We start from the raw sequence: 11,509 nt of genomic DNA, 5'->3' as shown, positions 1-11,509 counted from the left end.
CGGGGGTTGTCCAGAAGATCGGAGCGAGTGGTTGCGGATCGCGGAGCTCAGCAGGCGCACCGGCGTGCCGGTACCGACGATCAAGTACTACCTACGCGAAGGCGTGCTGCCCCCCGGCGAGCGCACCAGCCCCAACCAGGCCAGATACGACGACACCCACATCCACCGGCTCCGCCTCGTCCGCGCGATGGTCGAGGTCGGCGGCATGCCGCTGGCCACCGTCCGGGAGATCCTGGACCAGGTCGACGCCGACGACGTGCAGAGCGACATCGACAAGCTCCTCGGCACGGTCCAACGCGCGGTGTTCTCCACGGTGCAGCCACACGCGGACGCTGAGCGGCAGACGGCGAAGGAAGCGGAGATCGTCGACTACCTGCGCAACGAACTGGGCTGGCACCTGCCATTGAACAATCCGGCGATCGCCGCCCTGGCCAGCGTGGTGGTGACCGCCGAGGACCTGGGGCACGCGCGGTTCGTGGAGTTCATCTATCGGTACGCGCCGATCATCGGGGAGATCGGGGTGGTGGACCTGGACTACGTCGCCACCGCCCAGGACTTGGACTTCATGCTGGAAAGCGTGGTCGTGGGCACGACCCTGGGCGACACGGCCATCCTCGCGCTACGCCGGATGGCCCAGACCAACGAGTCGGCCCGCCGCTTCCCGAACATCCGCCACCGAACGTTCGACTAACGGCTCGCCCAGAACACACTGACCGTGTACCGCTTTGCCTGACATTGGCTTCGGAATGGCCTCGTACCTGGATGTACTTGGTCGTTTTCGGCTGCGCCGTCAGGCGCGTCGTGGGCGGTTCGAGACACAGTCGACGTTCCGGGTCGAGCCGCTGCCGCTGATCAGTTGCGGCCCAGGACGCGGAATTCCGGGACTATGCGGGCGAAGAGGCCGCGGCGGCCGGTGTCCTCCTGTTCGATCGGTACCGTCACGCTGACCACCCAGAGATCCTTCCCCGTGGGCAGGATGTTCGCGATCGACGTCCGGCTGACACTGTTCGCGCCCGAATCCGCCGGAGTCTCGGCGACGTCGACCGCGCGGTAGGTGAGTTGGACGCCCATCTCTGGGTTGCCCGTGTTCAGGGACGTGTTGCTCACGACCCGATACCCCGGCGTACGCGTGGAAAGCACGCGGATGTACTGCTCCAACCCATGTGTCGGATAGAAGTTCGGGAAGCGCTCGACCACGACCTCGGAAGTCCCGTCCGGCGAGACCCAATGCACCCGCGTGCTGTTCGGCAGGGTCTTCGCCGTGCGCTGTTCCACGAACTTCACCCAGTTGTCCGGGATCGGGATCGTGAAGCCGCCGCCCTGTTCCCCGGCTAGCGTCGCCGCGTCGGCCGTCTGGGGAGCCAGTTCACGCAGCGGGGCCGACGCCTGTTGTGACACCGGGGCGGCGCCCTGGGGCAGGATCTGTTGGCCGCCGATGGTGCGGGTCAGGATGAAACCGCCCGCGGTGGCGGCCAGGAACAGGAGCACGGCGGCAGCCAACAGGGCCACGGTGGCGAGCGGGCCACGGCGCGGGGGCGGGGTGACGGTGAACGGCAGCGGTCCCGGGGCGGCGGCCAGTGGGATGCCCACCTCGGTCGGCGCGTCCACCGACACCGACGCCGGTTTGGTCACCACCGTTCGCGCGTTCTCCGGGGACGGGGTGTCCAGGCGGAAGCTCTCGTACACCGGGCTGCCCGGTTTCGGCAGCAGCCCGGCCAGCACCTCGCGCACCTCGCGCAGGGGCATGCGGGTGGCCGGGTCCTTGACCATCAGGCCGAGGATCACCGGGCGCAGCGGGCCGTCGTAGTCGGGGACCGGGACCTCGCCGTTGACGACCTTGGTGACCGTCTCCATGACCGGCGCGTCCGGGTCGTACGGGGCCCGGCCGTCGACCGCGGCGAACAGGGCGGCGCCCAGGCCCCACAGGTCGGCCTGCGGGGTGACCGCGCCGCCGGAGGCGACCTCGGGGGCGATGTAGCACGGGGAGCCGAGCATGACGCCCAGCTGGGTCAGGGTGCGTTCGGAGACGTTGCGGGCGATGCCGAAGTCGGTCAGCTTGACCCGGCCGTCCGGGCAGACCAGCACGTTGCCCGGCTTCACGTCCCGGTGCACGATCCCGGCGGCGTGCGCGGCCTGCAGCGCGGCGGCGACCGCGTGCCCGACGATGGCGGCCTGCTCGGTGGACAGCGGGCCGTTGCCGCCGATCAGCTCGGCCAGGCTGGTGGCCTCCAGGAACTCCATCACCACGAACGGCTCGTCGTCCTCGCGGGCCACGTCGTGCAGGGTGATCACGTTCGGGTGCGACACCACGGCGATGGCGCGGGCCTCGCGCAGGGTGCGCTCGCGCAGCTCCTCGATCTCCTCCAGGGCGTCGTCGGCGAGCAGGCGGACCTGCTTGACCGCGACCGGTCGGCGGAGGAACTCGTCGTACGCCTCCCACACGGTTCCCATGGAGCCCTGACCGAGCTGCCTGCGCAGGCGGTAGCGGCCCGCTACCAGGCGTTGTTCGGTCTCGGGGGTCGACACGGCGACATTCTCACCCACCACCGCGTCACCCACAGGTGAAAAGCTAAACCAACCCCTCTGTACTGATCAGTAACCGCGATGTGTCTCACATGACCCGCTTTAGCCGGGGTCCGTAAAGTCCAGGCACATGACGCCACCCGCCGCGCCCGACGCCGTGCCGGACGAGTTGGTGCTCGCGGGCGAGTTCCCCGCCGCGACCCGTGCTCACTGGCAGGCGCAGGTCGAGAAGGTCCTGACCAGGACCGGCGCGCTCCCCGATGGGTACGCCGACCCGGTCGAGACCCTGCTGGCCACCCGCACCTACGACGGCGTGACCGTCGACCCGCTCTACACCGCCGCCGACACCCGCCCCGGCTTCCCCGGCCTGCCGCCGTTCCTGCGCGGCGCCCACCCCGAGGGACACGTGTCCACCGGCTGGGACGTGCGGCAGCGGCACGCCGACCCGGCGACCGGCGGGTCGGCCCTGCTCGCCGACCTGGAGCACGGCGTCACCTCGCTCTGGCTGGTCGTCGGCGCCGCCGGGTTCCCGGTCGGGCGGCTCGGTGACGTGCTCGCCGACGTCTACCTCGATCTCGCCCCGGTCACCCTGGACGCGGGCGCCGACTACCGCGCCGCCGCCGCCGAGTTGCTGCGCGTGCACGCCGACAAGGGCATTCCCGCCAGCGCCGTCAAGGGCAACCTGGGCGCCGACCCGCTCGGCCACCGCGCCCGCACCGGCGAGGACGTCGATCTCGGCGGTGCCGTCGCGCTCGCCGCGGAGACAGCCCAGTACCGGAACCTGCGCACGATCGTCGTCGACGGCCTGCCCTACCACCAGGCGGGCGGGTCCGACGCCGAGGAGCTGGGTGCCGCGCTCGCCGCGGGCGTCGCCTACCTGCGCGCGCTCACCGAGACCGGCCTGGACGTCGACTCGGCCGCCGCCGAGCTGGAGTTCCGCTACGCGGCCACCGCCGACCAGTTCCTCACCATCGCCAAGTTCCGGGCCGCGCGCCGTCTCTGGTCGCGGGTGCTGCAGGTGTCCGGCGCGACACCGGTCGGGCAGCGGCAGCACGCGGTCACCTCGCCTGCCATGCTCACCGCCCGCGACCCGTGGGTGAACATGCTGCGCACCACCCTGGCCTGCTTCGGCGCGGGCGTCGGCGGCGCGGACGCGGTCACCGTGCTGCCCTTCGACACCGCGCTCGGCCTGCCCGACGGGTTCGCCCGCCGGATCGCCCGCAACACCCAGTCGGTGCTGTTGGAGGAGTCGCACCTGGCGGGCGTGATCGACCCGGCTGGCGGCTCCTGGTACGTGGAGACGCTGTCCGCCGACCTGGCCGAGGCGGCTTGGGCGTTCTTCACCGAGATCGAGGCGGCGGGCGGGTTCACCGCGGCTCTCGGCCTGATCGCCGACCGGCTCGCGGCCACCTGGACCGCCCGCTCGGAACGCCTGGCCACCCGTGCCGACGCGATCACCGGCGTCAGCGAGTTCCCCAACCTCGCCGAACGCGCCCCCACCCGCGCACCCGCGCCACCGGCACCGTCCGGCGGCCTGCCCGTGGTGCGCTACGCGGAGGCGTACGAGCGGCTGCGCGACCGTTCCGATCGGACACTCGCGGACACCGGCGCGCGCCCCAGGGTCTTCCTGGCCACCCTCGGCCCGGTCGCCGCGCACACCGCGCGCGCCTCCTTCGCCGCCAACCTGTTCCAGGCGGGCGGCATCGAGACCCCGAACGGCGGCGTGCTCACCGACCCGGAGACCGCCGTCACCCGCTTCGCCGAGAGCGGAGCCACCATCGCCTGCCTGTGCGGCTCGGAGCGTTCCTACGGCGAACTGGCCGGTCCGGTCGCCCGCGCGCTCAAGGCGGCGGGCGCGACCCGGGTCCTGCTGGCGGGCAAGCCGTCCGCCGACCACGCCGACGTGGACGGGTTCGTATTCACCGGCTGCGACGCGCTCGACGTCCTGCGCGTCACCCTGGAAACCCTGGGAGTCCCGGCATGAGCATCCCGAACTTCGCCGGAATCGAGCTCGGCGACACCCCCACCGCCACCGCCGCCGACTGGCACGCCGCGCTGCGCGAGCGGACCGGCAAGGACGCCGACGCACTGACCTGGGAGACCCCGGAGGGCATCGGCGTCAAACCGGTCTACGGCGACAACGACCTCGCGGGCCTGGACTTCCTGCACACCTACCCGGGCCTGCCGCCGTATCTGCGCGGACCGTATCCGACGATGTACGTGAACCAGCCCTGGACGATCCGCCAGTACGCGGGGTTCTCCACCGCCGAGGAGTCCAACGCCTTCTACCGGCGCAACCTCGCCGCGGGCCAGAAGGGCCTGTCGGTCGCGTTCGACCTGGCCACCCACCGCGGCTACGACTCAGACCACCCGCGCGTGGCCGGTGACGTCGGCATGGCGGGGGTGGCCATCGACTCCATCTACGACATGCGACAGCTCTTCGACGGCATCCCGCTGGACCGGATGAGCGTGTCCATGACCATGAACGGGGCCGTGCTGCCGGTCCTGGCGCTGTACGTGGTGGCCGCCGAGGAACAGGGCGTGGCCCCCGAACAGCTCGCCGGGACCATCCAGAACGACATCCTCAAGGAGTTCATGGTCCGCAACACCTACATCTACCCGCCGCGGCCGTCGATGCGGATCATCTCCGACATCTTCGGCTACACCTCGCGGCACATGCCCAAGTACAACTCCATCTCCATCTCCGGCTACCACATGCAGGAGGCCGGGGCGACCGCCGACCTGGAGCTGGCCTACACGCTGGCCGACGGCGTCGAGTACATCCGGGCGGGCCGGGACGTCGGGCTGGACGTGGACGCGTTCGCGCCGCGGCTGTCGTTCTTCTGGGCCATCGGCATGAACTTCTTCATGGAGGTGGCCAAACTCCGCGCCGCGCGGTTGTTGTGGGCCAAACTGGTGAAGGGGTTCGGCCCGAGCAACGACAAGTCGTTGAGCCTGCGCACGCACAGCCAGACCTCCGGCTGGTCGCTCACCGCCCAGGACGTCTACAACAACGTGGTGCGCACCTGTGTCGAGGCGATGGCCGCCACCCAGGGCCACACGCAATCCCTGCACACCAACGCACTCGACGAGGCGCTCGCGCTGCCCACCGACTTCTCCGCGCGTATCGCCCGCAACACGCAACTGCTGCTGCAACAGGAATCCGGCACCACCCGGGTGATCGACCCGTGGGGCGGCAGCGCGTTCGTCGAACGGCTCACCCACGACCTGGCCCGCCAGGCCTGGGGGCACATCAGCGAGGTGGAGGCCGCGGGCGGGATGGCCCGCGCGATCGACGCCGGGATCCCCAAGCTGCGCATCGAGGAGGCCGCCGCGCGCACCCAGGCGCGCATCGACTCCGGGCGGCAGCCGGTCATCGGCGTCAACAAGTACCGGGTCGACGCGGAAGAGCAGATCGAGGTCCTCAAGGTCGACAACGCGGGTGTGCGCGCGCAGCAGATCGAGAAACTCCGCCGCCTGCGCGAGGAACGTGACGACGACGCGGTCACCAGCAGGCTCGACGCGCTCACCAGGGCCGCCGACGGCGACGGCAACCTGTTCGAGCTGGCCATCGACGCGGCCCGCGCCAAGGCCACCGTCGGCGAGATCTCCGAGGCCATCGGCAAGGTCTGGGGCAGGCATTCGGCGCAGATCCGGACCATTTCCGGGGTGTACCGGGACGAGGTGGGTGCGGTGTCCGATGTGCAGACGACGCGCGCGGTGGTGGACGCGTTCGCCGAGGCGGAGGGACGGCGACCGCGCATCCTGGTCGCCAAGATGGGCCAGGACGGGCACGACCGCGGCCAGAAGGTGATCGCCACCGCGTTCGCCGACCTCGGCTTCGACGTGGACGTCGGCCCGCTGTTCAGCACCCCGGACGAGGTCGCCCGCCAGGCCGTGGAGGCCGACGTGCACGTGGTCGGGGTGAACTCGCTGGCCGCCGGGCACCTCACCCTGGTGCCCGCGCTGCGCGCCGAGCTGGCCGCGCTCGGCCGGGCCGACATCATGATCGTGGTCGGCGGCGTCATCCCGCCGCAGGACTTCGCCGAGCTGCGCGCCGCGGGCGCCGCCGCGATCTTCCCGCCCGGCACGGTGATCGCCGACGCGGCCACCGAGCTGGTGCGCGCCTTGGCCGACCGGCACGGGCACGAACTTGGCTGAGCCGACCGGGAAGGCGCCGATGGGTGTGGCCGAGTACGCCAAGGGGGTCCTCGCCGGGGACCGCGGCGTGCTGTCCCGGGCCATCACCCTGGTGGAGTCCCGGCGCGCCGACCACCGGGCGCTCGCCCAGCGGCTGCTCGTCGAGCTGCTGCCGCACGCGGGCGGCGCGCACCGGGTCGGCATCACCGGCGTGCCCGGGGCGGGCAAGTCCACGTTCATCGACGCGCTGGGCACCAACCTGACCGCCGACGGGCACCGGGTCGCGGTGCTGGCCGTTGACCCGTCGTCCACCCGCTCCGGCGGCAGCATCCTGGGCGACAAGACCAGGATGGCCCGGCTGGCGGTCGACCCCGCCGCGTTCATCCGCCCATCGCCCACCTCCGGCACGCTCGGCGGCGTCGCCCGCGCCACCCGCGAGACGATCGTGCTGATGGAGGCGGCGGGCTACGACACGGTGCTGGTGGAGACCGTCGGCGTCGGCCAGTCCGAGACCGCGGTGGCGAACATGGTCGACTGCTTCCTGTTCCTGACACTGGCCCGAACGGGTGACCAGTTGCAGGGCATCAAGAAGGGCGTGCTGGAGCTCGCGGACGTCATCGCGGTCAACAAGGCCGACGGCGACCACGCGCGCGAGGCGCAGCAGGCCGCGCGGGAGCTCGCGGGCGCGCTGCGGATGCTGCGCAATCCCGACGCCACATGGCATACACCCGTGCTGACGTGCAGCGGACAGGAGAACACCGGCCTGGACGCGTTGTGGGAACAGGTGGAGACGCACCACCGCGCGCTCACCCGCAGCGGCGAGCTGGCCGAAAAGCGCAGACAGCAACAGGTCGACTGGACCTGGACCATGGTCCGCGACGCGCTGTTGGCCCGTCTGCACGACCACCCGGCCGTCCGGGCGCTCACCCCGGAGCTGGAACGCCAGGTCCGCGCCGGACAGCTGACCCCAACGCTGGCGGCCGAATCGATCCTTTCGGCCTTCGCGGGCGAGGCGGGCACCGGATAGCCTGATCCACGGACCTGCACCCGAGCCTGCGGAGGGCACGTGCGCTTCACCCGGTTGCTGCTGGGCGCCGTTCTGTTCGGCGCGATCCTGTTGGGCGGCGCGCCGACCGCCTCGGCCGCGCCCGCCGCGGACTGGGGTGTGGCGCTCGCCCAGGCCGCGCCGACCGCCCCCGGCGTGGACATCCCGCAGGCGCCCACCGAGGCGGACAAGGACAAGGCGAAGAACAAGCTGGTCATCGGGGTCGCCGCGGTGGTGCTGCTGGCCATCGTGATCTACGGGAACCGGGTGCGCGCCAAGCGGAGGAAGAGCTGAGGCTGCGGCTCACCCCGGACCAGCGGCCGATCATCTTGATCACCCAACCAGTGCGGACGAACACCCCCTAGCCGTTCGGCGCAGCCCCGCGACCGCGGGCCGTACGACTCCGGTGATCCGGGCGGTCCGGCCCTCGACTTGGGGCAGGATCGTGGCAAATGGAAACGGAACCACGATCGAGACCAATCACGGGAGGGTCGCGTGACTGTGCTGGAATCGCGGCCTGACCTGCCGTACGAAGGTGGTCGGGGCACCCGAACGGGTGGCACCGACCAGGAGTCTGCCGTGCTGATCACCCCCAGTGGCGTCACCATGCCCCCTGTGGAGGATCTCGGAGCGGGCCGCGGGCCGGAGTGGCTGGACCAGTGGCTGGCCGCCAACGCGGCGGATGTGCTGGCCTGGTTCCGGCACATCCACGCGCACCCCGAGCTGTCCCGGCAGGAGTTCGCCACCACCGAGCTGGTGGCCGGGCTGCTCAAGTCGTTCGGTCTACAGCCGGAGCTGCTGCCCGGCGGCTCCGGCCTGATCTGCGACATCGGGGAGGGCGAGCGCTGCGTGGCGCTGCGCGCCGACCTGGACGCGCTGCCGATGACCGAGGCCACCGGCCTGCCGTACGCGGCGAGCACCCCGGAGGCCACGCACGCCTGCGGGCACGACGCGCACACCACCATCCTGCTGGCCACCGGCATCGCGCTGGCCTCTGGCCCGCCCCTGCCCGGCCGGGTGCGGCTGATCTTCCAGCCCGCCGAGGAGGTCATGCCGGGCGGCGCGCTCGACGTGATCGAGGCCGGTGGGCTGGAGGGTGTGGAACGCATCTTCGGCCTGCACTGCGATCCGCGCACCGAGGTGGGCAAGGTCGGTACCCGGGTCGGGGCGATCACGTCCGCCGCCGACCTGCTGGAGGTGCGGCTGACGTCGCCGGGGGGCCACACGTCCCGCCCGCACCTCACCGCCGACCTGGTGCACGCGCTCGGCACCGTGATCACGGGCCTGCCCGCGCTGCTGTCCCGGCGCGTGGACCCGCGATCGGGCACGGTGCTGGTGTGGGGGGCGGTGCACGCGGGCGACGCGCCGAACGCGGTGCCGCAGGACGGGTTGCTGCGGGGCACACTGCGCACCGGGGACCACGATGTGTGGTCGGACCTGGAGCCGTTGGTGTCCGGGCTGGTGCAGTCGCTGCTCGCGCCCACCGGGGTGGGGTATGAGCTGCTGCATCGGCGGGGGGTGCCGCCGGTGACCAATGAGCGGGAGAGCACGCAGTATCTGCGGACTGCCATCGAGTCGGCGCTGGGGGAGTCGGCGCTGGTCGGGACCAAGCAGTCCGCCGGGGGGGAGGATTTTGGGTGGTATCTGGAGCATGTGCCGGGGTCGTTCATGCGGCTGGGGGTATGGCCTGGGGAGGGGCCGATGCGGGATTTGCACCAGCCGACATTCGAGTTGGATGAGCGGGCGCTGTTGGTGGGGATTCGAGTAATGGCCCACACGGCGTTGGCCGCTCTGGCGTAGGCTGTTTGCCGCGCTTTGCTTGAGGTTTGTGCTTATGTGGTCGATCGGGGGAGACGACCATGTGTTTCCCCCGATCGACCGCTTTCCTGTGCTGAGGTTGCCTCGCCTGCGGCTTCGGGATCGGTTCTAGGCTGGGATTATGGGTTCCAAAAGGTGTGGCCTGACCTCGGGGGCGGCCGCGCGGATGGCGTCTGCCGATGGGTCGTCGGTGAGGTCCTGGGATTTGTGTTCGGCTTCCACGCGGGCCAGGTAGTTGGTGATCTCCTGTTGCGCCTGTGCCTCGTCCCAGCCGAGTACCTCGCCGAGAAGAGCGGCGGCTTGCTCGGCTGATTCGGTGCCTCGGTGGGCGTATTCGATGGAGATTCTGGTGCGGCGGGTGAGGGCGTCCTCGATGTGGAGGGCGCCTTCGCAGGCGGCGGCGTAGGTGAGTTCGACCTGGAGGTAGTCCGGGGCGCCCGCTACCGGTTTGAGGAGTTCGGGGCGGTCGGCGGCCAGGTCCAGGACCTCGTGGATGAGGGAGCCGTAGCGGTCCAGGAGGTGGCGGACTCGGTAGGGGTGCAGGCCGTATCTGGTGGCCAGCAGGTCTGCCTGGTTGACCAGCGCGTGGTAGCCGTCCGCGCCCAGGAGCGGGACCTGGTCGGTGATGGATGGTTGCAGGCGGCCCGGTAGGTCCACGGCGGCGGCGTTCACCGCGTCGGCGGCCATCACGCGGTAGGTCGTGTACTTGCCGCCCGCGATGGCGACCAGGCCGGGGGCGACTCGGGCCACCGCGTGTTCTCGGGAGAGTTTCGAGGTTTCCTCGCTCTCGCCTGCCAGCAATGGGCGCAGGCCCGCGTAGACGCCTTCGATGTCGGCGTGGGTCAGCGGGGTGGCGAGAACTGTGTTGACGTGGCCGAGGATGTAGTCGATGTCCTGCTTGGTCGCCGCCGGGTGGGCCAGGTCGAGGTTCCAGTCGGTGTCCGTGGTGCCGACGATCCAGTGGTTGCGCCACGGGATGACGAACAGGACCGACTTCTCGGTGCGCAGGATCAGGCCGGACTCGGCCACGATCCGGTCGCGTGGCACGACGATGTGGACGCCTTTGCTTGCGCGGACACGGAAACGGCCCCGGCTGCCGGAGGCTCGTTGGAGTTCGTCCGTCCACACGCCGGTGCAGTTGATGACGACGTTGGCGCGGACCTGGGTCTCCGCGCCGGTTTCCACGTCGCGGACGTGGGCTCCGGAGACTCGGTCGGCCTCGCGGGTGAAGGAGACGACCTGGGTGGAGGTGCGGACCACCGCGCCGTAGTGGGCCGCCGTGCGGGCGACCGTGGTGGTGTGCCGGGCGTCGTCGGATTGTGCGTCGTAGTAGCGGATTCCGCCGATGAGGGCGCTGCGGCGCAGGGCGGGGACCAGGCGGAGCGCGCCCGCGCGGGTCAGGTGTTTCTGGCCGGGGACCGATCTCGCGCCGCCCATGGTGTCGTACAGGAACAGGCCCGCCGCCGTGTACGGGCGCTCCCACAGGCGGTGGGTGAGCGGGTAGAGGAAGCTGACCGGCTTCACCAGGTGCGGGGCCAGCCGGGTGAGCATCAGCTCGCGTTCCCGCAGGGCCTCACGGACCAGGCCGAACTCCAGTTGCTCCAGGTAGCGCAGGCCGCCGTGGAACAGTTTGCTGGAGCGGCTGGACGTGCCGGAGGCCAGGTCGCGGGCCTCGACCAGGGCGACGCGCAGGCCCCGGGTAGCCGCGTCCAGGGCCGTGCCCGCGCCGACCACGCCGCCGCCGATGACCAGGACGTCGAACTGGTCCTCGGTCAGTCTGGTCCAGGCGCGGGCGCGCTGGGTCGGGCCCAGGGCACCGCCCGGGGTGTCCGATGTGGAGCGTGCGGTGGGGTCGACCATGTTCGCCTCCCTCGACGAGCACCGGGCAGCGCCACCCACGCTACCGGTCCCGGCGCGGTCGGGCAGTCGGGCCGTGGACAGTCGACCGGGCGGCGGGTAACGTCGGGGATCACTCAGGGTAGG

At 71.2% G+C, this 11,509-nt stretch carries 8 protein-coding genes; 6 read left to right on the top strand and 2 right to left on the bottom strand.

Features of this window, described 5'->3' with window-relative positions:
• The first annotated feature begins 31 nt into the window (after window positions 1-31).
• Window positions 32-691 (top strand): MerR family transcriptional regulator, encoded by a 660-nt coding sequence (locus C503_RS0111835; RefSeq protein WP_018682417.1) that lies wholly within the window; start codon window positions 32-34, stop codon window positions 689-691.
• Between the two features lie 161 nt (window positions 692-852).
• On the opposite strand, the gene C503_RS0111830 is transcribed toward C503_RS0111835, so the two are convergent.
• Complete coding sequence (locus tag C503_RS0111830) at window positions 853-2,499, bottom strand: serine/threonine-protein kinase (protein WP_033400532.1); 1,647 nt, start codon at window positions 2,497-2,499, stop codon at window positions 853-855.
• Window positions 2,500-2,653: 154 nt separating this feature from the next.
• Between C503_RS0111830 and C503_RS0111825 the strand changes: the two genes are divergently transcribed.
• From C503_RS0111825 to C503_RS0111805, 5 genes are all read left to right on the top strand, one after another.
• A complete protein-coding gene (locus C503_RS0111825) occupies window positions 2,654-4,507 on the top strand; it encodes a methylmalonyl-CoA mutase family protein (protein ID WP_018682415.1) in 1,854 nt (617 codons plus the stop codon).
• Window positions 4,504-6,684 (top strand): methylmalonyl-CoA mutase, encoded by a 2,181-nt coding sequence (gene scpA, locus C503_RS0111820; RefSeq protein ID WP_018682414.1) that lies wholly within the window; start codon window positions 4,504-4,506, stop codon window positions 6,682-6,684. Before C503_RS0111825 ends, scpA begins: the two co-directional genes overlap by 4 nt.
• A 19-nt stretch (window positions 6,685-6,703) precedes the next feature.
• Window positions 6,704-7,690 (top strand): methylmalonyl Co-A mutase-associated GTPase MeaB, encoded by a 987-nt coding sequence (gene meaB / locus C503_RS0111815; RefSeq protein WP_018682413.1) that lies wholly within the window; start codon window positions 6,704-6,706, stop codon window positions 7,688-7,690.
• Between the two features lie 39 nt (window positions 7,691-7,729).
• Complete coding sequence (locus tag C503_RS39070) at window positions 7,730-8,002, top strand: hypothetical protein (protein WP_018682412.1); 273 nt, start codon at window positions 7,730-7,732, stop codon at window positions 8,000-8,002.
• A 201-nt stretch (window positions 8,003-8,203) separates the two neighbouring features.
• Window positions 8,204-9,508 carry an amidohydrolase gene (locus tag C503_RS0111805; RefSeq protein WP_026316197.1) on the top strand — a complete coding sequence of 435 codons (1,305 nt, stop codon included), beginning with the start codon at window positions 8,204-8,206 and terminating at the stop codon, window positions 9,506-9,508.
• Between the two features lie 126 nt (window positions 9,509-9,634).
• On the opposite strand, the gene C503_RS0111800 is transcribed toward C503_RS0111805, so the two are convergent.
• The gene (locus tag C503_RS0111800; RefSeq protein WP_018682410.1) at window positions 9,635-11,386 is read right to left on the bottom strand and encodes a glycerol-3-phosphate dehydrogenase/oxidase; all 1,752 of its coding nucleotides are present in this window, start codon (window positions 11,384-11,386) and stop codon (window positions 9,635-9,637) included.
• Window positions 11,387-11,509: the final 123 nt, after the last annotated feature.

Source organism: Actinokineospora enzanensis DSM 44649 (assembly GCF_000374445.1).
GTDB lineage: Bacteria > Actinomycetota > Actinomycetes > Mycobacteriales > Pseudonocardiaceae > Actinokineospora > Actinokineospora enzanensis.
This window is presented reverse-complemented; position numbering and strand designations above follow the sequence as displayed.